Source organism: Paenibacillus anseongensis (assembly GCF_009757995.1).
Lineage (GTDB): Bacteria > Bacillota > Bacilli > Paenibacillales > NBRC-103111 > Paenibacillus_E > Paenibacillus_E chondroitinus.
This window is the reverse complement of sequence record NZ_WSEM01000023.1, coordinates 1-24015: the sequence shown is the minus strand read 5'-3', so window position 1 is coordinate 24015 and position 24015 is coordinate 1. Positions and strand designations below refer to the sequence as shown.

At 48.1% G+C, this 24015-nt stretch carries 18 protein-coding genes and 1 riboswitch; of the genes, 12 read left to right on the top strand and 6 right to left on the bottom strand.

Annotation, left to right across the window (positions count from 1 at the left end; all coding sequences use genetic code 11):
• Positions 1-217 precede the first annotated feature (217 nt).
• A complete protein-coding gene (locus tag GON05_RS26410) occupies positions 218-1255 on the bottom strand; it encodes an LCP family protein (RefSeq protein ID WP_157323399.1) in 1038 nt (345 codons plus the stop codon).
• A gap of 205 nt (positions 1256-1460) precedes the next feature.
• Between GON05_RS26410 and GON05_RS26405 the strand changes: the two genes are divergently transcribed.
• From GON05_RS26405 to GON05_RS26385, 5 genes are all read left to right on the top strand, one after another.
• Complete coding sequence (locus GON05_RS26405) at positions 1461-2516, top strand: ABC transporter ATP-binding protein (protein WP_157323397.1); 1056 nt, start codon at positions 1461-1463, stop codon at positions 2514-2516.
• Entirely contained in the window at positions 2509-3303 is a 795-nt protein-coding gene (locus GON05_RS26400; protein ID WP_157323394.1) for an ABC transporter permease, read from the top strand. Before GON05_RS26405 ends, GON05_RS26400 begins: the two co-directional genes overlap by 8 nt.
• A gap of 3 nt (positions 3304-3306) precedes the next feature.
• Positions 3307-4095 carry an ABC transporter permease gene (locus GON05_RS26395; RefSeq protein WP_157323392.1) on the top strand — a complete coding sequence of 263 codons (789 nt, stop codon included), beginning with the start codon at positions 3307-3309 and terminating at the stop codon, positions 4093-4095.
• 137 nt (positions 4096-4232) lie between these two features.
• Positions 4233-5531 (top strand): phytoene desaturase family protein, encoded by a 1299-nt coding sequence (locus tag GON05_RS26390; RefSeq protein WP_157323390.1) that lies wholly within the window; start codon positions 4233-4235, stop codon positions 5529-5531.
• Positions 5532-5558: 27 nt separating this feature from the next.
• Positions 5559-6479, top strand: a complete 921-nt coding sequence (locus GON05_RS26385) for an RNA polymerase sigma-70 factor (protein ID WP_157323388.1) — start codon at positions 5559-5561, stop codon at positions 6477-6479.
• Positions 6480-6499: 20 nt separating this feature from the next.
• On the opposite strand, the gene GON05_RS26380 is transcribed toward GON05_RS26385, so the two are convergent.
• From GON05_RS26380 to GON05_RS26360, 5 genes are all read right to left on the bottom strand, one after another.
• On the bottom strand, positions 6500-8446 hold the full coding sequence (locus GON05_RS26380; protein ID WP_157323386.1) for an ABC transporter permease: 1947 nt from the start codon (positions 8444-8446) through the stop codon (positions 6500-6502).
• Entirely contained in the window at positions 8436-9197 is a 762-nt protein-coding gene (locus tag GON05_RS26375; RefSeq protein WP_157323384.1) for an ABC transporter ATP-binding protein, read from the bottom strand. Before GON05_RS26375 ends, GON05_RS26380 begins: the two co-directional genes overlap by 11 nt.
• A gap of 98 nt (positions 9198-9295) precedes the next feature.
• Positions 9296-10306, bottom strand: a complete 1011-nt coding sequence (locus tag GON05_RS26370) for a sensor histidine kinase (protein WP_157323382.1) — start codon at positions 10304-10306, stop codon at positions 9296-9298.
• Positions 10299-10994, bottom strand: coding sequence for a response regulator transcription factor (locus GON05_RS26365; protein ID WP_157323380.1), 696 nt, complete (start codon positions 10992-10994; stop codon positions 10299-10301). The genes GON05_RS26370 and GON05_RS26365 overlap by 8 nt, the downstream gene beginning before the upstream one ends.
• Before the next feature lie 143 nt (positions 10995-11137).
• Entirely contained in the window at positions 11138-12403 is a 1266-nt protein-coding gene (locus tag GON05_RS26360; RefSeq protein ID WP_157323378.1) for an S-layer homology domain-containing protein, read from the bottom strand.
• A 157-nt stretch (positions 12404-12560) separates the two neighbouring features.
• Here GON05_RS26360 and bcp point away from each other — a divergent pair, with 157 nt between their 5' ends.
• The 7 genes from bcp to GON05_RS26325 all read left to right on the top strand — a co-directional run bounded on the left by bcp (position 12561) and on the right by GON05_RS26325 (position 23572).
• Complete coding sequence (bcp, locus tag GON05_RS26355; protein ID WP_157323375.1) at positions 12561-13040, top strand: thioredoxin-dependent thiol peroxidase; 480 nt, start codon at positions 12561-12563, stop codon at positions 13038-13040.
• 1135 nt (positions 13041-14175) lie between these two features.
• Positions 14176-15570: a polysaccharide deacetylase family protein gene (locus GON05_RS26350; RefSeq protein ID WP_221435265.1), complete on the top strand. Its 1395-nt coding sequence runs from the start codon at positions 14176-14178 to the stop codon at positions 15568-15570.
• A 65-nt stretch (positions 15571-15635) separates the two neighbouring features.
• Positions 15636-16613, top strand: coding sequence for an AAA family ATPase (locus GON05_RS26345; protein WP_157323372.1), 978 nt, complete (start codon positions 15636-15638; stop codon positions 16611-16613).
• 11 nt (positions 16614-16624) lie between these two features.
• A complete protein-coding gene (locus GON05_RS26340) occupies positions 16625-17839 on the top strand; it encodes a DUF58 domain-containing protein (protein WP_157323370.1) in 1215 nt (404 codons plus the stop codon).
• Entirely contained in the window at positions 17826-20186 is a 2361-nt protein-coding gene (locus GON05_RS26335) for a transglutaminase-like domain-containing protein (protein ID WP_157323368.1), read from the top strand. Before GON05_RS26340 ends, GON05_RS26335 begins: the two co-directional genes overlap by 14 nt.
• 111 nt (positions 20187-20297) lie before the next feature.
• Positions 20298-21836: a glutamine-hydrolyzing GMP synthase gene (gene guaA, locus GON05_RS26330; protein ID WP_157323366.1), complete on the top strand. Its 1539-nt coding sequence runs from the start codon at positions 20298-20300 to the stop codon at positions 21834-21836.
• Between the two features lie 89 nt (positions 21837-21925).
• Positions 21926-22026, top strand: a riboswitch (purine riboswitch).
• 142 nt (positions 22027-22168) lie between these two features.
• The gene (locus GON05_RS26325; protein ID WP_157323364.1) at positions 22169-23572 is read left to right on the top strand and encodes an NCS2 family permease; all 1404 of its coding nucleotides are present in this window, start codon (positions 22169-22171) and stop codon (positions 23570-23572) included.
• Positions 23573-24015 lie beyond the last annotated feature (443 nt).

Genomic DNA, 24015 nt, shown 5'->3' with positions numbered 1-24015 from the left:
CACTATTGAGCGTAAATATTGGATGTAACGGAGCCCTCACTGATCTCATAAAAAGCCCCTACTTGAGGGGCTAAAGCCCTGTACCAAGTAGAGGCGTGTAAATCTTCAGTCGCTTGCTTTGCCGTTATATCTTCGTAAGCCACCAGTCGCTCACTGTGCCGTAGTTTCGTCGAAAGCCTCTAGCCGCTCACTTTATTCCTTCGTAATCCTTAATCTCTTACTTCGCCGTAGTTTTCACAGAAGACTTCGGCGTTGGTGAAGGCGATGGTTTGGTTGGACCAGTGTCTGCGTCCGCCTTGCCGGCAAATAAGTCCTTCACATACTGCTGCAGCTTATCTTTGTTTGCCGTAATGACGGCAGCTCCCCGGACGTTTTTCTCGACGACCAGATCCGTCGGCGGAAGCTGGGAGGAGACGATGCCATCAGCTTTGGCTTCAAAGCCTAGAGAAGCGAGCTTCAGCATATCTGTCACGCTTAGATTCGTGTCAATGTAAGGATCCATTGCATTCAAAATCTTTGGCAGTTTAATGAGAGAAGATGTTGTTTGCATTTTCTGCGCAACGGCCGTCAGGAATTTCCTTTGGCGTTCTGTACGTGAGAAATCCGATAGAGCGTCGTGCCGGAAGCGTACATACTGCAGGGCTGTTTTGCCATCGAGATGCTGTAGCCCTTTTTTCAAATTAATATCATAGACATGGTCATCTTCCGAGTCGGTATACTTCATATCTTTTTCAACGTCGATATCAATACCGCCCACGGCATCAATGAGAGCGATGAACCCTTTAAAATCGGTATAGACATAATACTGAACCGGGATGCCGAGCAAGTCGCTGACGGTTTTCATTGCTAAGTTCGGACCGCCTGTCGTAATCGCTGTATTGATGCGATCTTCGCCTTCGCCAGGGATTTTCACATATGTATCACGGAGGATCGAGAAGAGGTGAGCCTTCTTCGTTACCGGATCAATCGACGCGAGCATAATACTGTCGGACCGGGGCAGTTCATTCTTCACCATGCCGCGGGAATCTCCGCCTAAGAGTAAAATGTTCACTCGATTCTTGCCTTCCCATTTGGGAGGGGTGTATTTCTCACCCTTGTCTTTGACCGTCTGGGCGATAAGGGGGGTGCTGCCTTTCGGCGCATCCGGTTTGTTGGAAATATTTTGCGCAAAATGATAAAAGGAATAGGAATAATAACCAGCCACCATTATCAGGAGTAAGCCGATCAGGAGCAAGGTTCGTTTAATAATTCTCATGGTTCTGCGCTCCTTTCTAAGGTAGGGATAATCTGTACTTTTTTTTCTTACAGAATTCATGTATCATGGGTTTGGTGCCTTGTTGTACATTTTATCTTTATGATCCATATTATAGATGCTACGAAACTTCGATAGCAAGTTACGGCGAATTTTGCCGTTATATGTAGCCAAGTGTAGCCGAGTCTACCTAGACAGGAGGAAGTTCATGTTAGCCATTGATGTAGAAATGCTTCGCAAAGAATTTCAAGTTCAGCAGAGCCGTGGGGGCCTGAAGGGCGCCTTTCAAGATTTATTCCATAGAGAGTACAAACATGTTACAGCCGTGAAGGACATTAGCTTTCAAATTCCAAAGGGCGAAATTTGCGGATATATCGGTGAAAATGGCGCCGGTAAATCAACCACGATCAAAATGCTGACCGGCATCCTCGTACCGACCTCCGGACATATCAAGGTCAATGGTTTCGTTCCATTTAAAGAGCGCGAGAAGTTCGTTGCCGAGATCGGCGTCGTATTCGGCCAGCGTAGTCAACTTTGGTGGGATATCGGTGTCGTGGAATCTTTTCAATTGTTGAAAAAGGTATACCGAGTCTCTGAAGCCGACTACAAAAAGCGCCTCGACGAACTTGTCGACCGCTTGCAACTAGCTGATTTACTGTCACGACCTGTCCGTAAATTGAGTCTGGGGCAGCGGATGCGCTGTGAGCTTGCCGCTTCGCTGATTCATAATCCGGCGATTCTCTTCTTAGACGAACCAACCATTGGTTTGGATATCGTCGTGAAAACAGAGATTCGAGAATTCTTGAAATCACTCAATCAGCGCTATGAGACAACGATCCTGCTGACTACGCACGATTTACAGGATATTGAGGCGCTTTGCTCGCGTGTTATTATGCTCGATGACGGCCGGATTATTTATGACGGCGGCCTGGAAGAACTGAAAGCCAAGTGGGGCAAAGGCAAGGAAGTTGTGCTCCAGTTCGAGCATCCAATCACACTGCCGCGTCTGCAAGAGCTGACGAAAGGACTGGATGTGGCGTGGCAGCTTGAGAATGAATTGTCCGCCAAGGTGTTCATTCCTTACGAACGTGCGAACGTATCTGAAGTGCTAAGCCGAGTGGTCGGCGTGGTGCAGATTCAAGATATCAAAATCAATGAAACCAACACAGATGACATCGTACGAGAAATCTATAAAGCAGGTTCAGCTGATGTGAAACGTCCAGAGGAAACCAAGCAGCCAGAGGGAGCCTTCACACATGCTTAGTGCTTATCTGGAAGTTATTCGCATGCGATTTCTCATGATGCTTGCTTACCGGGTGAACTACTACAGCGGCATTTTGATCTATGCACTCAATATTGGCTCCTATTATTTTGTTTACAAAGCCATTTATGGCGGGCAAGAGATGATTGGCGGTCTGACACTGGGCCAAATGACGACGTATGTAGCGGTTTCCTGGATGGGGCGCGCCTTTTACTTCAATAACTTGGACCGGGAAATTGCCAATGAAATTCGAGACGGCAGCGTGGCGATTCAATTCATTCGGCCGTATAATTATGTATTTGTGAAAATGATGCAGGGACTCGGTGAAGGCGTCTTCCGTTTGCTGCTTTTTACAACGCCTGGCATGATTTTCATCTGGCTGTTACTGCCGATTCAATTTCCTAGTGATCCAGGACTATGGGTGATCTACTTTGTGATGTTGTTTTTCAGTTTCCTAATTAATACGCAGCTTAATATCATTACCGGGTTGTTTGCATTCTTCCTTGAAAATAACGAAGGTCTGATGCGCATGAAGCGCGTTGCGGTCGATTTGTTTTCAGGGCTTATTATTCCGATTTCCTTTTTCCCGGGGTGGTCCAAGTCCATTCTAGAGTGGCTTCCGTTTCAAGCCATTACGTACTTGCCGAGCGCCGTGTTCACAGGGAAAATTGCAGGTGCGGCTATTTATCAAAATCTTGGCGTACAGGTTCTGTGGTTCGTGCTGCTGCTCGTTCCCATGGTTGTTCTCTGGGTCAAATCCAAAACGCGTTTATTCGTGCAGGGGGGTTAACACATGACATTCTACATCTCCCTAGTTGCTGAGTATCTGAAAAACTACATGAAAACCCGCCTCACCTACCGATCCGACTTCTGGATTGATGTGATTTCCGATTTGATGTTCAATGGGCTCAACTTATTCTTCATTCTCGTCGTTTTTTTGCAAACGCAATCGCTTGGCGGCTGGAATCAAGAACAAATTTTGTTCATTTACGGCTATTTTATGATCCCCTATGGCATATTCATCACTTTTTTTAATCTGTGGGGCTTCAGTGAACGATATATTGTTAAAGGGGAAATGGATCGTATCCTGACCCGTCCGGCTTATAACTTATGGCAGTTGATGCTGGAGAATCTCAGTCCATCGTCTTTGTTCAGTGCGTTGGCCGGGTTGATTGTTATGATCTACTCTTGGGTCAAGCTAGGGCTTCCGTTCCATTGGCATGATCCGCTGATTTTTATCCTGATGGTTGTGGGTTCGATTCTCATCTATGCTGGCGTGTATATCTCGCTGACGGCGCTTGGTTTTTACTCTGATGCGCCAACCGGCATCCTGCCGCTGATTTGGAACATCCAGAACTACGGGCGTTATCCGGCCACGATTTACAATAAGCTGCTTCGCAGCATTTTGACGTGGATTTTGCCGTTCGCGTTCGTTGGCTTTTATCCTGCGGCGTATTTCATCGATCCGGCGAACTGGAAGTGGTTCGCGCTGCTAACGCCGATTATGGGCGTGGTTTTCTGCTTTATTGGTATTACGATTTGGAATATTGGCGTGAAACGGTACCGCGGCGCGGGATCGTAATGCTCAGGCCTCTAACTCTGCATATGCGGGTTGGAGGCTTTTTTGCGCTGCGCTGGCCCAACTTCACGCCTTTTTGTCACAAAACACAAGCCTCATTCGCCATATGTACTGAAAAGACAAAACGGAGGCGATGGAACATGACGGAGTTGCATAAACTGGGGCAATACGATACAGCTGTAATCGGCGGTGGCTTGGCCGGTCTAATCGCGGCGATCGAATTAGCAAAGGGCGGGCAATCGGTCACTATTTTGGAAAAAGCGGCACGCTTGGGAGGCCGCGCGATGACGAATAAGAAGAACGGCGCCTTCTTCAATCTAGGCGGGCATGCCATATATCGTGCTGGTCAGGCGTACGCGATTTTGACGGAGCTGGGAGTGCGGCTGGACGGGGGGAGTCCGTCCTCCAAGATCATGGCGTTGTGGAACAACCAAATCGTTCCCATGCCTGCGAATCTAACCAACATGCTGACTTCGAAGCTGCTGACATGGTCGGGTAAAATGCAGCTCATGCAACTCGTGATGAAGCTTTCCAAAATGGATGCAAGCCGCATCCCTGACAGGAGCCTAAGAGACTGGGCGGAGGCGGAAATTTCGGATCCGATGGTCCGTCACGTTTTTTACTCGCTATGCAGAACAGCTACTTACGCGCAGGATACCGATTTTCAGCTGGCGGGACCGGTGCTTGCGCAGTTGCAGCGTGCGTTAAAAGGTGTCCTTTACCTCCATGGCGGCTGGCAAACGATCGTGGATCAGCTTAGAGAACTAGCTGTCAAAGCAGGTGTGCAAATCGTAAGCGGCAAAGATGTCAAAGAAATTGCACTTGAAAATGGCAGGGTTCAGAAACTGTTGCTGGCCGGAGCCGAATATATTCAAGCCTCTAATGTTATCAGCACCGCTTCACCGTCTGAAACTTATAAGCTTGTAAGTGATACAGCTGACCGTACTTTGCTCAAGCAATGGAAGGATCAAGCTCGTCCGTCCATGGCGGCATGCTTGGATCTTGGGTTGAAGAAATTGCCGGAAGGCGGGCGAAACGTGGCTATGGGCCTCGATCAACCGATTTTCTTCTCTCACCATACGCTGAATACGCAGTTGAGCGATAACGGAACCTTGGTTGTGCATTTGGTGAAATACAACGGCCCGGGAGAAAGTGATCCGAAGGCCGACGAGCGCTTGCTCACCGAAGCTATGAACACCCTTCATCCAGGTTGGGAAAATGAGGTTGTGGCACGGCAGTTCCTGCCGAATATCACCGTTGTCCATGACACGCTGCATCGGGGAAGGTCCAGCCGGTTCACAGGGCCGGCCGTTGAGGGAGTCCGCGGCCTCTATGTGGCCGGAGATTGGGTTACGCACGGCGAAATGCTCGCCGATGCTTCAGCGGCAAGTGCCAAGCGCGCGGCGCACGCTATTTTAAAGAACTATGTGATGGCGTAAAATGGAAATAAGCAGGAGGTGTAGACGATGGAAAATGCGAGGGATGCCGAACAGATACAGATATACACGTCGTATAAACCGCTTTTGTTTGCATTAGCTTATCGGATGCTGGGGAGTGTCATGGATGCCGAGGATGTCGTCCAAGAAACTTTTCTATATTTTAATGAAAAAAATCCACAGGGCATTCAGAATCCTAAAGCTTATCTATGCAAAATGGTAACCAACCGCTGCATCGACAAGCTGCGTTCCGCAAGCAAAAAACGCGAAGTCTATGTAGGCCCATGGTTGCCGGAACCACTTGTGGCGACGGAGAACCAGGGCGATATGCCAGAACTATTTTATACGCAAAAAGAGTCGTTATCCACAGCGTACCTATTCCTGCTGCAGCAGCTTTCCTGGGTAGAGCGGGCGGTATTCGTATTAAGGGAAGTGCTGCAATACGACTATGAGGAAATTGCTGAAATTGTTGATAAAAGCAGTGTGAACTGCCGCCAAATTTTCCGCAGAGCCAAAAGTTCGATCAGCACCTTTGCCAGTCAGGACGCCGAGGATGTTGTACGACCCAAGCAGCCAGTGGAGGATCAGGCTAACGCTATTGTGGAGCAATTCGTTCAAGCCTTAGCTTCCGGCAATATGGCTCAGTTGCTGAGTGTTGTCAAAACAGAGGCTGTCCTATATTCGGACGGTGGGGGCAAAGTCAGAGCGGCAATACGGCCTATTGAGGGAGCGGAGCGCATTGCACTGTTTTTATTTGGGGTACTGTCCAAAGTTCCGAGTGGCTTTAGCTTTAAAATGGCGACCGTAAATGGACAATTGGGCGTTGTGTCCTATCAGGATAGACAGCCGAACAATGTGGTGACTTTCCATGTTGAAGATGGTCAAGTAGCGGCTGTCTATTTGGTTGCGAACCCTGATAAGCTGAGGCATGTAGCGGAGTTGGGTGTTTAAGGAGCTAAATCAATCGTCTATCAAAGCGCTTGGCGAATGACTTTCTTATAATGTTTCACGGAAAGAAATCCGAAGACGGAATACAAAGCAGTATAAAGCACCATGACCACGATCATGGGTGTCCAGAGTTCCGCTCCGAACAAGAACCAGCCGGATTGAACGGCGAAGTAGCTATGCGCAAGGCCGACGACAAGCGGGATTCCGAAGCTGAAGAGCTGTTTGCGGCGAATCCCCTTTAATAAATCCTCTTGCGTGTAGCCCAGTTTTCGTAAAATCGTGTAGGTTGGCTTCTCGTCTTCGCTTTCATCCATCTGTTTGAAATACAGGATGCAGCCTGATGTAATCAGGAACGTAAGGCCGAGAAAGCCGACGATGAACATCATAAGTCCCATTCTATTTTTTTGGTTCAAAGTGCTATCCAGCCGGGAGTCACCACGATCGTCTTTATCAAGGCCTAAGTCTCCAAAAATCTGATTGGCGGTTGGCAGCTCAGCTTCGTTTACAATATCGATGCCCTGATAGAGGGAGGACTTCTTTTGCAACGATGGCACCAGATCCTGCTTTAGCCGTTGGAAGACGGAGTCGTCTACGATGGCAACGGGCATACCGCCGTTTGTGAAGTACCAAGAGACGAAGGATTGTTTCTTTGAACCTAAATAGGTGAGCGGGGTAACGTTGTGTTGTCCGGCTAACTCGATCTGCCCGGAATCTTTGAAGCTCATAAATTTACTCAACAGATCGTTGGTGCCGGTAAACAGAGTTTGCTCAGGCTTCAAATCGTAGGAAGGCGTATTGGCATCGCTAATCACGGAAAGCGTCATATCCCTTGGATCCGCCATAAGCCCATTCATTTTGCCGGATAAAATTCCTTCTAGGTTGGCTTTAGTCTGTAGCACTTCAATGGTAGTATCCTTATGCGAAATGTGGCGGGCATCCAGCGCCGCCTTGAACTTGTCGGCATCGTCCTTCAGGGTGATAGCGAAGTGGGACGGCACATCGTTTTTTGCTGTTTTTTCCGCAGAATAATACGAAATGTAGCTTAATGACAGCAAAGCGATGGCTAATGCCGATACGGTTGTAATGACAGTCAAGAGCAGAGCATTGGACTTCATTCGAAACATAATGGAAGAGAGCGAGAGGACTTCGCGAACATTCAAGTAGCCGTTTTTCTTCTTGCGGATGATGTTAAGCAGCATACGAACGGAGCCTCGATAAAACAGATAAGAGCCGATAATAACCGAAGCCAAAATAAAGATCATGGCTGTGAACAATTCGACCATTGTCGTATATTTGCCACTAAACAGCATGGATGAAACATAATACCCGAGCAAGATGAGCGTAATGCCAATCAATCCAAGGACTGCTTCTGCAAGGGATAGCCGCTTTACTTTGATTTCGGTTGACGTGGAAACGCGGAACAAGGACAGTATGGTTTGTCTTTTTATAAAAACGTAGTTAACCAGCATAATTAGCAAATAGACGGCCACGAAAACAATGAATGTCTGGACTAGCGCCTGGGTCGAAAAGTGGAGCGTTGCGATTGCGTTGACTCCCGTGATTTGGAACAATATCATCAGAATCAGCTTCGATACGGAGAAGCCGATAAAGCTTCCGACAATAAGCGAGCTGAAATACAGGATGAAGTTCTCTGTGCTGAGGATCCGGAAAATGGACGTTTTCGTCATGCCGATCAGCTGCAATAAGCCGATTTCTTTGCTGCGCCTTTTTACAAAGATGTTATTGGCATACAGGTTGAAGATGGCGACAATCACGATGAGCAGAACTGAGGCAGACTTGATGGCTGCTGCTCCTTTAATGGAGCCTCTGGTCTGATCCAAAGCGGGATCGTACTGCAAAGTGACGAAAGCAAAGTACAGCGCGACGCTGAACATCAAAGCGAATATATATAAATAATAGTGCTTGATGTTCGCTTTCAAATTTTGAATGATCAGCTGGTTAATGCTCATTCTGCACACCGCCTAGAACTGCTTGCGTCTTCATGATATCTTGAAAAAACGCTTGTCTCGATTCCAGCCCTTTATAAAGCTGCGTATAAATTTGACCGTCTTTGATGAAAATAACCCGGCTCCCATAGCTCGCAGCGACGGAGTCGTGAGTGACCATGACGATGGTTGCTGTGCGCTTTTCATTCATATCGCTCAGCTTATGCAGCAAATCCGATGCGGACTTGGAGTCGAGCGCCCCGGTTGGCTCATCTGCAAAAATAAGGCCCGGCTCATGAACGAACGCTCTGGCCGCGGAGGTCCGCTGTTTTTGCCCGCCTGAGATTTCATTGGGATATTTATCCTTGATTTCATAGATGCCCAGCTCCGTGGCAACGGCTTGGAACTTGGACTCGGCGTCCTGTTTGGAAGTTCGAGCAATAGAAAGCGGCAGAAGAATATTTTCTTTGACGGTCAAGGTATCAAGCAGATTATAGTCTTGAAAAATAAACCCCAAATGCCGCTTGCGAAACTCAGCTAATTGCTTTTCCTTCAAAGTCGTAATCTCTTTGCCCTCGATTTGAATAGAGCCTTGGCTGACCTTATCGATGGAGGAAAGCACATTCAGCAGCGTGGTTTTCCCCGAGCCCGACGCCCCCATAATACTGACGAACTCTCCCTTTTCAATTCGGATATCGAGCCCCTTCAGAACTTCTTGCTTGTTGAATTTATTGCCGTAGCTTTTGTGTATTTTCACTGCTTCCAGAATTGTCATTTCACACACTCCTTTATTCGATAGCTTTATTATAAAAAGAGCTGCCCGGTTTCTCCCGCGATCGGGCGAACAAAGAAGAGAGGCATGTGACAAAATTGTCACATGCCTGTAATGCGCATGACCTCATTCGGCAGGGGGAAGGTGAGGGTGAAGGTGGTGCCAGCGCCCGGCTCCGAGCTCACGGCGATGTGAATCAGCATCGATTCGGCGGCTTTCTTCGCCAAATAGAGGCCCATCCCCGTAGCGGCACTGTCTTGGTGCCAGGCTGTGGAGGTAAAGCCTTTATCGAAGATGCGCGGCAAATCTTTCGGTTCGATCCCGCGGCCATGGTCGCTGACCTCAAGGATCGTCCTTTCGTCGCGGCGGCGCGTTCGGATAACGATATCCGCAGCATGAGGGTCACTGTACTTCACGGCGTTCGTCACCAGCTGACGCAGAATGAAAGCGAGCCATTTGGCGTCGCTCAGCACGTCCGTCACTTCGAAATCAAGATCGAAGCCGATGCCTTTTTGGATGCACCATGTCTGTAGCGTCTTAATTTCTGCATAGGTCAATGATTCCAAATTCACCTGTTCGATATACAGGTCGTTCTCCATGAACGGGAGCCGCTTCTGATGAAGCTGTTTATCCAGGAGAAGGTGAATCCGCAGCCATTCGTAGGTTAAAGCGGTCTTCATCGTCTCATCTTCCAGACGGTCCATCATGAGCCGCATGGCGGTGAGCGGTGTTTTGACTTCGTGAATCCATGCAAGCAAATCGTCCTTCTCCTGTTCCAGTGCGACCTGATGCCTGGACGCGGATTGACGGAGATGCTCTGCCAGATTTATCATGCTGGTCTCTACGACAGACTCCAAGGGACTATCCGCGCCAGCTAAGGCGGAGAGATCCAGATTGTTGTCTCGTTCCTCAAGCTGTTTATAGAAGCGAGTTTCTTTGTTGTAGCGAAAAATGAAAAAAATCAGAAATAACGTTGTCGTTAGAAAAACGATGTAAAGAATAGGGCCAAAGGGAATGGCCTTATCCAAAAAGGCAATAAGCAGAACAAGAGCCTGTGCGGAAATAAAGAAAAGAAGCCAGCTTCTTCTTTCGACGAGATAGCGTCTAATCATGGAAATGAGCCTCTTCTGTGGCCATATAACCTTGCCCGACCTTTGTTTCAATAAAACGCCCTAACCCCAGTTCGTCCAGTGTTTTCCGCAAACGATTAACATTGACGGTTAAAGTGTTGTCGCTGACAAACCGCTGGTCGTCCCAGAGGCTGTTAATGATGACGTCCCGGCTAACGATGGTGTTCTTGCGTTCGATCAGCAACTTGAGAATGAAGATTTCATTCTTCGTTAATTCGATCGTGCCAGCTTCGTTTGTCACCGTATTTTTCTCGTAATCAATCGTAGCGCCGCACCAGGTTTTCAGTTTGAGAGGCTCCGTGTTGTAGTTATAGACCCGGCGAAGAATCGCATGAATTTTGGCGATCAACACGTCGAAATGAAACGGCTTCTGGATGAAATCATCAGCGCCAAGCTGCATCGACATCACCATGTCCGTGGGATGATCGCGTGAGGACAAGAAGACAATGGGGACATTGGAGTGAGTTCGAATCATTCGGCACCAATGGAACCCGTCAAATTTCGGGAGCTGAATATCAATAATCACGAGATCCGGTTTCAAGGCGGCGAAAGTCTCGATGACCCGGGCAAAATCCGTGATGCCATGCACATCGTAGGACCACTGAGCGAGCCGGTCCTTCACTTCTGCGAAAAGTGTGGCATCATCTTCGATCAGCAATATTTTAAACATAAGGAATCACCTGCTTGCGACTAATTTCTAACATTCATTGTAATGGATAAACGAGAGGAGTGCGAATGGCCAGTGTCCACCTGCCAACACAAAAGAACCTTAATCCTCACGAAACGTGAGAATCAAGGTCCTTTTTATAACGCTTATTCAGCAGGCGTAGGAACAGTAGTAGGAGCAGGAAGAGGTTTCGCTTTCTTAGCTTCCTCTGGTAATTGAATATTGATCGGTTGATTCACATCCTGATAGGTCATAGCCATGGTCATATCTATTTCTTCAATCGGATTAGTTGGATCTTCGCCATATTCGACGATATAATCGCCATCCATGCTGACAGGAAGTTTGGTCTGCTCATCTAACGTAAGCACAGCAGATAAGGAAACGCTCATTCCTGCAATCGCAGGCGAGTTAAGCACCTCTTTGAATGCATCTTGGCTGCCGCCTAGTCCACTTAATGTTTTGACAATATCGGCAGTGTTGGTTAGTTTGCCTCGAATAGAGACCTTGCGCTGTTTCTGCCCATCCTTCTCCGTCGTGCCAAGATCCTTGTAGAAGAAATAAGGCGTTACCAAGGTTTTGCTTACGTCCATGTTTTTCTCCTGCAGCTCCATCACCTGCTCGAAGGTAAATGGCACTTGTTTGGACATATCATACCACTCGACGCCGTCATTTGTTGCATTAGGCATCGACATGAAAGTCCCTTGACTAACCATGTATTGCTCCATGTTGATCGTTTTCATGGCCATATCGGGACCAGGGGCGGCAGTTGTAATGGATTGATGAAGGCCTTGAACCTTATTATAGCTGATGTCTGACTTAACAGTTGTCTGCAGGTTTTTCAGCGGATATCCAGCATTTGGATGAAACAGAATATGCATGCCCATCTCCATGTGACCGCGGAACGTTTTCAGATCTGTTGGTGAAGTTGGATCAGTAACGAGCCAGGAGGACACCGAAGGGTCGTTCGCTAGTGCGTTTTTGATAGCGGCTCCTGCTGTACCCAGGGTAATGCCGGCGGTTTGACCGCTGAAATCAACGCTATAATCGCTTTTCAAAACAGTGCTCGCCTTACTGTCAGCCAGACCTAGAAATCTCCCCAGAATGAGGGAAGCCTCCGCGGGGCTAACGGCCTGGTCCAGGCGGAATGTGCCGTCTGAATATCCTTGCAGGATTTGGCGTTCACGCATGATGCGTACGGTGTCCGCATAGGGAGAATCCGGACTGACGTCGGTTGGCAGGACAGTCATCTTATTCAAAGGTGTCAGTTTCAGCTCGTCGGTAATTTGTTTAATGAATTGTCCGCGTGTAATAAGTGCACTATCATCCGCTGCTGCGGCAGAGACTGATAGAGTAGGGAGGGCTAGTGTCAGTCCCAATGTGGAGAGTAATGACATACGTTGGATAGGATGCATGACGATTCTTCACTCCTTTAAATTTTATACCATCCTATTAAACCTACCATGATTTTCATGTTATATGCTAGTTTTGGACATGGCGGTTTGATGTGAGGCTGCAAATATCGCATAATGAGTGAAGAGAAGAAGGAATGGATAGAGGAGCGTTCATAGAATGGCTAAGAAAAAAGAGCAAGAGACGGTCAAACGTCCTGCCCCTGATTTTACACTGCCAGCATCGAGTGGCAGCAGCGTGTCGCTGCATGACTATAAAGGTAAAAAGGTGGTTATCTACTTTTACCCGCAAGATAATACGCCGACCTGCACGCAGGAATCCTGCGATTTCCGCGACTATAACGGCAAGTTCGCCGAGCTCGGGGTCGAGGTCATCGGCATTAGTCCTGATGAGCTGAACGCTCATCATAAATTTATCACGAAATATGAGCTGCCTTTCCTGCTGCTTTCTGACAGTGACCACCAGGTAGCTGAAAAATACGGAGTATGGGCGCTCAAAAAGCTGTATGGCCGTGAGTACATGGGCATTGTCCGTTCGACCTTCCTCATTGACGAGGAAGGCTACATCGTGAAGGAATGGAGCAAAGTGCGGATAAAAAACCATGTCCAGTTGGTGCTGGAAGCGGTTGAAGCGCTGTAAGTGGAAGGCTGTCGAGAGGTTCTCGGCGGCTTTTTTTGGAAAGAATGTTTTGGGGTTGAGCGAAAGCTCAACCTTTATTTAATTTTGTTGCTAAAATCTAAGTATGGAATCGAATCTACTCAAACAAATATTTTTCGTTGTAAAGACAGCTGTGCAGCAAAGTTGATGGGCTACGTTGCATTACATACAACGTAATGGTGTGGTCAGATCGCGATTGTGATCTTTCGTTGCACATCATACAACCATTTGTTGCAAAAGGTGAATTGTAAGCGATTTAAATGCAACAATCGTTGTATAAAGTGCAATACAGTACAGAGGTGAAGTGAGGCCCCTTTACGGCCAAATGGTTGCGCAAAATACAACATAGCTGTCACAGTCGCTACTATCGCTCCAGCGGTTCCTCCCTAAGGGGAACTACAGGGCCCTATTTCATTGAAATAGGCTCCTCTACACGTGGAGGGGAACTGACGTCCTCTATTTGTCCGTTTTCTTGAAGAAATCGGGGGTAGGCGGTCAAATAGGGCCCTGCAGTTCCGCTTGAACGCGGAAACGGGCTTAATTTGTTGGAATAGCGGCCTGTAGTTCCTCCAAGTGGCCAGCCAGTTTACCTCTCCTATGAGGATGCCCCCTCCGCCCAATGTCTCAGTAACGCTGAATTTTTAGCGGCGTTGGGTATTCTCCACCGCCAAAATTCGCCCCCACTGGGCTCTTAACAAGCTAAACTACGGAGGGAAATTAACTCCTCCAACGATTCCTTTCTCCTCAACGAGGAACTACAGTCCACTATTTCAGCTAGAAGCAGCAGTTTGCTAGTTGGAGTGGAACTATGATCCTTTATTTTGCCAATTTTAAGCGAAATACTAGATTTTTCAATAAATAAGGCCCTACAGTTCCACTTATCCCATGAGAACGACCGATTTCACCGAAATAGAGGACGCTAGTTCCCTTTCTTATCTCTTCAGACACTACTCCCTTTCATCTAAAAATTACTGCAAGACAAGAGACATACTCCCCGTCCATCTCCCATATACTCTATCAGTTAGTAAAATGATAGAACAAGCGGAGGGATCATCGCATGCGTTTTCATGTTCAACATGCAGCCATTAAACGGAAAAGTTTTCGACTCATTATGGTCATGCTACTACTAGTTTCCCTATTTCTCTCTGCGGTCCCTGTTAGGGCTACGGAAGGGGATGGAACCTCCGCAAAAGATGAGCAGGAGATCTATCAAAAACTCAAAACGGGCAAACGCCTGCAGCAGGAAGAGAAAAACTATGTAACACCTGAGCAGCCTACGGTTTATTTGACCTTTGATGACGGTCCTAGCAAGTTAACGGGCAAGGTTCTGGATATTTTAGAACAAGAAGGCGTGAAAGCTACATTTTTTGCGCTGGGCGAGCAGGCCAAAGAGTATCCGGATATGATGAAAAGAATTTTGAAAGACGGACATACCCTCGGCAATCATTCCTATAATCATGTATATAAAGAGCTTTATAGCGATTTTCAAACGTTTTGGGATCAAATTCAACGCAGTGAGGAAATTTTTGCCGACATCGCAGACACCCGCCCGCAATTCGTGCGCGCTCCTGGGGGGACCTATACCAATTTCGATGCCTATTACTACTATTTAATGGATAAAGCGGGTTATACTGTCGTGGACTGGAATGTAGACAGCGGTGATTCGAAGAGAGTTCATGTTCCGGCAAATGAGATTTGGCAAACGGTTAAGGATTCACCGCTCGAGCACGAATTGACGGTTCTATTCCACGATGGCACGGGGCATGAATCAACCGTAGAGATCCTGCCTAAAGTGATCGAATATTATAAGAACCTGGGTTATGCTTTCGCGCCTCTGACAACTGACGTTAAGCCGAAGCAATTTCAGGTGGGGAAATCCAAGTGGTCAAGAAACATGAGTGCGGCTCATTTTCAACAGTTATGGGAGGAAACCAAGCAATATGCGACCGTACATCCGCATCCTGGCCTGCAGCAAGTCAAGGAGGAGCCTAAGAACACAGATGAGCAGCTAGGGAAGCAAAAGGTGGCAGCAGCGGAGACAGAGTCGCCAAAGGCGGCTATAAAGCCGACTGTGCCGCTTAAGATTAATTTTTCTCAGTGGAGCAGCGTTACTTTGGAGCCTGCACAGTATCAATTGCGATCGAATCGAATTGAGCTTTCGTTGCGTTTTTTAATTGAAAAGCTAGGTGGAAACGTACAGTGGCAGGATAAAACGAAGACAGCTAATGCTCACTACGGCATTTACGATATTCAATATGACTTACCGGCGAGAACGATTCGCGCCTATGCTTTGGGAAATAACGTAGCCACCTACTCACTCGCGGATATGGAGCTGCAGGAAGGGACGATGGTCGTGCCCTTGCGCAAAACGATAGATTCGCTAGGAGGTAGAATTACGGACACGGTGATGGAAGAGGGCAGACGGGAAGTGGCAATGGCCTTCCGACAATTCTATATTCTGAAAGATAATAATAGTATTCTGAAAAACTCTCTATTTGCCCTAGCAGGTTAATGTCTAAAAGAGTAGAAGACTGGAAAAACTAGAAGCATACCTTTAAATAAGGAGGCTTCTTGACTATGCAGTCGAAGACGCGAATATTCGATCAGCCGCAGCCTCTCGTGGAACGGATGATCCTGAATGTGGAGAAAGTTATTGTTGGCAAAAGAGAAACGATCGAGCAGGCGTTTATCGCGATGTTAAGCGGCGGTCATCTTTTATTGGAAGACGTGCCGGGTGTGGGAAAAACGATGCTTGTGCGCGCTTTGGCAAGAACCATTGGTTGCGAGTTTAAGAGAATACAATGTACGCCGGATTTGCTGCCATCTGATGTGACGGGTGTGTCTGTTTATAATGCGAAGACAGGCGGTTTTGAATTTCGCCCCGGACCTTTGATGACGCCGATCGTCTTGGCGGACGAATGCAACCGGACCTCTCCGAAAACACAGTCGGCTTTTCTGGAAGCGATGGAAGAGAAGCGGGTCACGGTGGATGGAGTGGGCTATGAACTGCCGAAGCCCTTCGTCCTACTGGCAACTCAAAATCCCGTAGATTATGAGGGAACTTACGCGCTGCCTGAAGCACAAATGGATCGCTTCCTTATGAAGCTGTCTTTAGGCTATCCGACGCCGGATCAAGAGATTTTGATGCTAGACCGCCTCCAGGATCGCCATCCGATTGATCAAGTGAAGCCTGTTATTGTGCAGGACGAGTTTGTGCAGTTACAAAGAGAAGCAGCTATGATTCATGTCGATAATACGTTAAAAGATTTTATCGTTCGCCTTGCTTTAGCTACGAGGGAACATACCGATTTGTACCTTGGTGCAAGTCCAAGGGCCTCCCACGCGTTGATGCGTGCTGCGCAAACGTCCGCTTATATGAAAGGCAGAACTTTTGTTGTACCGGATGATATTAAAGATTTGGTGCTGCCTGTGTGGACGCACCGGCTTATTCTGACCTCCGAGGCCCGGATGACGGGCAAGTCGGCGGAACGGATACTGGCGGATCTATTAGCTACCTTGCAAACTCCAGTACTTCGTTATGTCTCGTCGAAGTAGGGGGCACATTCATGAAAAGCTGGGGTAAATCGTCGCTGCTCTTTGTGGGGTGTGTCCTATCGGTTTTGTTAGTTTATTGGCAAGGTGGTTTTGCTGCCTGGTATCTAGGATGCTGTTTGACTTTCATATGGATTCAGGCGGGATTGTTTTATGTCTTTGCGTTCAAAGGGCTGTCGATCAACCGGCAGTTGTCGGGAGAAGTATTTGTGTCGGGTGAAGATATCACGATCAGCCTCGGGATCGCACATCGTGCGCGGATGCCAATGCCTTGGCTGGTCGTCAAAGAAACGTGGGTCCATGAAGGAAGCGGGGCTCAGCTGATTTACAGCAAGTTGCTGTTCCCGTGGTTCCAGTCTACGATCCTTTTCCGCTATAAAATTACGGGCCTTATGCGCGGCGTATACCGTTTCGCAGGCTGTGAAGCGGTCACCGGAGATATGTTCGGTTTCGCCGTTCGCCGAACGCGCCGGGACGAGATTCACCGGTGTCTCGTTTATCCGAAGGCGGATACGCTGGGCCGCTCCGGTATGACCTTTCACGCGGACGACGGCGACGTGCCTACCGCCCGCGGTCCCAAAGCGGAGACACCGCTCATCAGCGGTGTCCGTGACTATGCCAGCGGTGACCCATATCACCGCATTCATTGGAAATCCACAGCCCGGTTGAACCGGCTGATGACCAAAGACCCCGAGCAGGCTGCCTCCGCGAAGCGGATGCTGCTGCTCGATGCGGCGCCTGCGGCGGCTCCAGCTGAAGCGGCTCGGCCGCTGCTGGAGAAGGGCGTCGCCCTCGCGGCAGGCTTCTTCGAAGCCGCCGCTGGCGGGCGTGAGAGCTGCGGCTTCGCCAGCAGCTCGAACGGTAGGCGAATCGCGCCGACGATTCGCCCGGATCTAACGCTCGCGTACGAAGTACTCGCGAGCGTGGGCGGCAAGCCCGCCATGGCCTTTCCTGACCTCGTCAGGAAAGAGGCGGCGGCCTTGCCGCCGGATGCGTCGATGGTGTGTATCACATCGACGTTGGATGTGGCGCTGGTGCGCGCGATTGCGGATGCGCGCACCAGGCGCCGTTCCGTGCACGTGATTTACGTGCACGCCAAGCCTTCCCTCTCGGTCGCTGAGCGAGAGGGGGCTTTGCAGCTGCAAGCCGCAGGCTGCAGCTTCACGGAAGTGCCACACCCGCGGGGCCAGTGGCCGAAGCAAGGAGGTATCGCGGATGCAACCGCTTGAACCACGGCGCGATTCGCGCATGCCCTTTCAATCATCGAACTCGTCTCGCAAGTCAGATGAGAGGGTTCACCTTTCAGGAGCCATTCCAACAGGGCCCATCTTCCACGCCAGCGCAGTGACCGGCACAGGGACAACATCGCCGCTCCAGCAAACCTTTTTCCGAGACATCTTGATCTCTCTCTTGCTGTTCTTATTGATTTCAGAATGGCTCCGTCCATTAGCGTGGATGGCAGATACGTCGATTGAATCCGGCCCGATATTGGTCGTTTTTGCGTTATGCATCGCCATCGATTGCTTTAAAGTTCCTTACGCTTGGGGATGGACGGCCAAAGGCGTGTTGATCCTGCTTTTCGTCGGATTTCTATTTGACAGGGAAACCTTTATCACCGGAGCCTGGGTCTTTGACTTGCTTGGAACAATTGTTCAGGATGCTGGTTATCTGATGCAGGCCCATTTCGACCTCATCAGCGGTGAACTCAGGACCTTGTTATTTTTGCTGGGCTGGTCGCTGCTTATTTCCGTCATACAGGCGCTCATGCTGCAAAGACAGCACAGCCTATGGTTTGTTGCTGCCACATTGAGTTATCTGGTTGTTCTACAATTGGTATTTGGTGCGGATACGGTGCAAGGCATCATGCGCACAATAGGATATGGATTGCTGCTGTTAGCGCTGCTGAATCTTTCGAGAATCGAGCAAACCTACGGCTTTGCTTCGGTTCGTCCCGGAAGCGCTTTTAGGTGGGTTGCCGTTAGTGCAGCCATAGTGGGGGTGCTAGCCGCAGCCGGATGGTATTCGGCCAAGCAGGCCGAGCCCGAGGCGCTGATGAAGCCGGTAAGCTGGGCGTATATGTCCGATCGGTTGTTTGAACTTTACAATGAGGAGACGCATGCTGGAGGAACTGTGGCCAAATCAGGCTACGGTCAAAATGATACGTCCTTAGGAGGTCCACTCCAAGTAGACACGACTCCGGTATTTACAGCCAAAACCTCAGAGCTTACCTATTGGCGCGGGGAGTCCAAGAATTTCTATGACGGCAAAGGCTGGACGCAAACGAATCAAACCCTTGAGCCGTATGCAGCGCCTGTTCAAACAGGTTCTGGAAGGCTTGTTACACAAGAAGTTTTGTGGAACGACAAGTCGCCGAATAAGCAGTTGTTCTTGGGTGGCAATCTATTGGGTGTGGACTCTCTTCTGACGGAGAAGGGGAAACCGTTATCACCTGACATTCTGCTTAAGTCTGCACTCAGCGGTAAAGTGATTTTGCCTGATATCGCAGATCCTTTGTCTTATTACAAAATAACCGTGCAACCTGTAAAGGAAGATCCGACTTTGCTGAATTCGGACGTCGGTTCCTACCCGCCTGAGATTACGGGCGATTATTTGCAGCTGCCGTCAACGTTGCCAAGGTCAGTTCGCAGCATTGCCGAACAGATCACAGCGAACCGGCTTACGCCTTATGCCAAAGCCGTTGCAATTGAGCAGTATTTGAGCCATACCTATACGTACAGCCTTGAGAAGCCGACAGCTCCGAGTCGAAGCGAGGACTTTGTCAGCCACTTTTTGTTCGTGGATAAGACGGGTTATTGTGATCACTTTTCAACGTCGATGGTTGTCATGCTGAGGTCTGTGGGTGTACCTGCTCGTTGGGTAAAAGGGTTCGCGCCTGGCACGCTGCAATCTGTTGACAGCGGCGCGGATCAGCTTCAAGAAGTGTTGGTTCGCAATTCCGATGCGCATTCCTGGGTGGAAGTGTATTTCCCATCAATGGGGTGGGTGCCGTTTGAACCTACGCCGGGATTCTCGGGGATTTCTTCTGACCATCCAAGAGAGACCTTAACGACGGCCGCTATGGAGCAATCAGCGATGACCGCATCTCTGATGAACATTCCGGTGCCCGGGAATTTTACAGCGAGTTCAAGCGAGTGGCTACAAGCTGCGAAACATAGCGTCATCGATTATGTCAAAACAAATCGTAACCTTCTCATCCTGTTATTAGGAGGCCTCCTTGCGTTGGCGGCTTCTGTCCTATTGCTGAAGCGAAAAGGTTTCTTGTTTAACGGGGCGCTCGTTCCATTTTACAAACACAGCTTAAATCATCCGCATCCCCTGATTCCTTACATGGATCGTTTATGGCTCCAATTGTTCCGTAAATATGGCGCCAAACCTAAGGATCAAACCGTAAGAGACTATGTCACCGCTTTGAGTTTCAAGCATCAAGGTCAGAAACAAGCGCTGCTTACATTCGCTTTAATCTATGAAAGCATCCGCTATGATGCCGTCAATTCTTCGCATTATACGAAGCGGGAAATTGTGGCAATATGGAAAGCCATTCAAAAGACACATTAAACCCCTTTACATCCTAGGTACCTAATGTTTAAAATTAGTACCTATAAATAGCGGTAAAAGGACAAGGGTACCCTTGACACCTCAATCGCTATGAAATTAGGAGGTCGGATAATGAGTAAACCGAGTGAAATGATCGTCGTTTTAGATTTTGGAGGCCAATACAACCAACTGATTGCTAGACGAATCCGTGATTTGGGCGTGTACAGCGAGCTGCTGCCGTTCAATACAACGGTTGAGAAAATTCGCGAGCTTCAGCCGAAGGGTATTGTGTTCTCTGGCGGTCCATCCAGCGTATACGGTGAGGGAGCACCAGCTGTTGATCCGCAAATCTTTGATTTGGGGATTCCGATTTTGGGGATTTGCTACGGCATGCAGTTAATTGCTCATCAATTGAACGGTAAAGTTGAACGCGCGCATACGCGTGAATATGGCAAAGCAGATCTTTCATTTACCAATGAAAGCCCGCTGGTTAAAGGCTTGGAAGCGAAGCAAACGGTATGGATGAGCCATGGTGACCACGTATCCGTTCTTCCTGAAGGTTTCGTCATCGAAGCGAGCACGGATTCCCTTGAAATTGCCGCAATGAGCCATCGTGAGCGTAATATTCATGCGGTACAATTCCATCCGGAAGTTCGTCACTCGCTTCAAGGAAACGAAATGATCCATAACTTCATTTACGGCGTTTGCGGCTGTGAAGGGGATTGGACGATGTCCTCCTTTGTTGAGGATATGGTCAAAGAGCTTCGCCAAGAAGTCGGCGACAAGAAAGTCCTTTGCGCGCTTAGCGGCGGGGTGGATTCATCCGTTGTGGCGATCCTTTTGCATAAAGCGATTGGTCCACAGTTGACTTGTATGTTCATTGATCATGGCTTGCTGCGTCAAGGCGAGGCAGAAAGCGTTATGGATACATTTGTAGGCAAATTCGATATGCAAGTGGTCAAAATCGATGCGCGTGAACGTTTCCTCGGGAAATTGGCCGGCGTAGCTGATCCGGAGCAAAAACGTAAAATTATCGGAACGGAATTTATCCGCGTATTCGAAGAGGAGTCCGGTAAATTCGATGACTTTACGTTCCTGGCACAAGGTACGCTTTATACGGATATCGTAGAAAGCGGTACAGCTACAGCGCATACGATTAAATCGCATCATAACGTAGGCGGACTGCCGAAAGATATGAAGTTCAAGCTAATCGAGCCGCTCAAAACTTTGTTTAAAGACGAAGTTCGCAAAGTGGGCGAAGAGTGTGGTCTTCCTGCAGCTATCGTATGGAGACAACCATTCCCAGGTCCTGGTCTGGCTATTCGTGTTCTTGGCGAGGTTACAGAGGACAAGCTGAAAATTGTTCGTGAATCCGACGCCATCCTGCGCGATGAAATCGCGAAAGCAGGCTTGGATCGCGAGATCTGGCAATACTTCACGGCGCTTCCGGGCATGAAAAGCGTTGGGGTTATGGGAGACGCTAGAACGTACTCCTACACTGTAGGTATCCGTGCGGTGACTTCCATCGACGGTATGACAGCCGACTGGGCGCGTATTCCGTGGGATGTGCTGGAGAAAATCTCCGTTCGTATCGTGAACGAAGTTGAGAATGTAAACCGTATTGTGTACGACATTACGTCCAAACCGCCTGCTACAATTGAGTGGGAATAGATAAAATGGAAAAGACGAACATTCTGGGAAAATTTAACCCTGGAATGTTCGTCTTTTTTATTGACAAAGGGTTATTTCCGCACTAAAATGTGAAATGGATAACAGTTTTTCGTATAATCTTGGGGATTGGCCCGAGAGTTTCTACGAGATCACCGCAAATGATCTGGCTACGAAAAAAAGGACGGAATCTGTGTGAGTTACTATGACTTTTTGTGCTATGCATAGAAGGGGCAACTCTCATAGGGAAGCTCCTTTTTCGTACCCGGAATCAGGCAACATGATTCCGGGTTTTTTGCTGTTCCCCACCATTCGTTTTAGGAGGAGTAGGAAAAATGGATCGCTTTTTCAAATTGAAACAAAACGGCACGACCGTAAGAACAGAAATCATTGCGGGGATTACAACCTTCATGACAATGGCTTACATCCTTGCAGTCAACCCAGACGTGCTGAGTGCTTTTAAATCAGGAGCTACCGGTGGTGACTGGACTTCGATTTTCTTGGCTACGGCGATTGCTGCGGGTGTTATGACGATTGCTATGGGGTTATTCGTTAACTTTCCTGTTGCGCTTGCGCCGGGAATGGGCTTGAACGCTTATTTTGCAACGATTATCTTGACATCACAAGGTAAGTTTACGTTTGCAATGGGGCTAACAGCTGTATTTATCTCGGGGATCATCTTTATTATTTTAACTGTGACCCGAATTCGTCAGATCCTTCTTGTCGCTGTTCCAGATGGCCTGAAGCATGCGATTACGGTGGGGATCGGCTTGTTTATCGCAATGATCGGTTTCAAAAACAGCGGTATTCTAACTGTTGCAGTAGAAAGCGGCAATGATATCAAAGCTCATCAATTTACAGACGTTCTTTCATTTGAAACAGTGTTTCATATGGGTTCATTAGAAGATAAAAGCGTTATTCTAACCATTATCGGTGTTCTGTTGATTTCCATTTTTATGGTGCTGCGCGTTCGCGGTGCTATCTTGTTCGGTATTCTGGCCACTACGGTTATCGGCTACTTCATGGGAATGGTTAATCTCGGTACCTTGACAAGTGCAGATACGACATGGGTTCCTGATTTAAGCAAGCTTCGATTCGGTGATTTTGATTTTGCAGGGATTATGACAACGGGGATTGTTTCCGTTATTGCTACATTTACGTTCGTTGAGTTGTTTGATACATTCGGCACCATGGTTGGAACAGCGAGTCGCGCTGGAATTATGAAGAATAAAGAAGAAGGCAACAAGCGTGTAGGTAAAGCGATGTTTGTTGATGCAATCGGTGTTAGTGGTGGTGCATTAGTTGGAACGAGTACGGTCACTGTATTCGTAGAAAGCGCAGCAGGTGTAGCAGAGGGTGGACGTACTGGTTTGACCGCCGTAACTACGGGCGTATGTTTCTTGCTTGCTCTGTTCCTAGCTCCAATTGCAATGTTGATTCCTGGTTCCGCTACGGCGGCTGCTTTGATCGTTGTTGGTGTTCTAATGGTGCAATCGATTCGTGAGATTGATTTCCAAGACTTCGTTATTGCTATTCCAGCGTTCCTTACAATTGTATTGATGCCTTTCACTTACAATATTGCGAATGGTATTTCCTTTGGGATTGTTACTTATGTGGTATTGGCAGCAGCAGCGAACTTGGGTGGTAAAAGTGAGAAGCGTTATTCTATTCACTGGCTTATGTGGGTATTGGCGATTCTTGTTCTAGCTCGTTACATCTTTATAGGAAGTCAAGGTTAAAAAGCTTTAAGCTCTGGTGCATGACGCGCCGGGGCTTTTTTTGTTACCATTTTTTACAATTAGATAAAGACTTGCAATGCCTTTGCGTATTTGTTATATTACTTCTTGTCGCTTCGGCGGTCGAACGAAAGAACGAAAGTAACTGAAAAAAAGTTCTTGCAATCGAATAGGCTGATGTGGTATATTGATCAGGTCGCTTTTGAAGGCGATGGATGAATAAGGAAGTCATTGATCTTTGAAAACTGAACAACGAGTGAGTAAGCACAGTCGAGTAATCGACTATAAATGAGATTGTAAAATCTCGCTAGCAAGTCAATGAGCTATTCAGCTTAAAATATGGACCCGGGAAAGTAATCGGAATTCTCTTCGGAGGTTAACGTCACTTTTTTTGGGTACCTTTATGGAGAGTTTGATCCTGGCTCAGGACGAACGCTGGCGGCGTG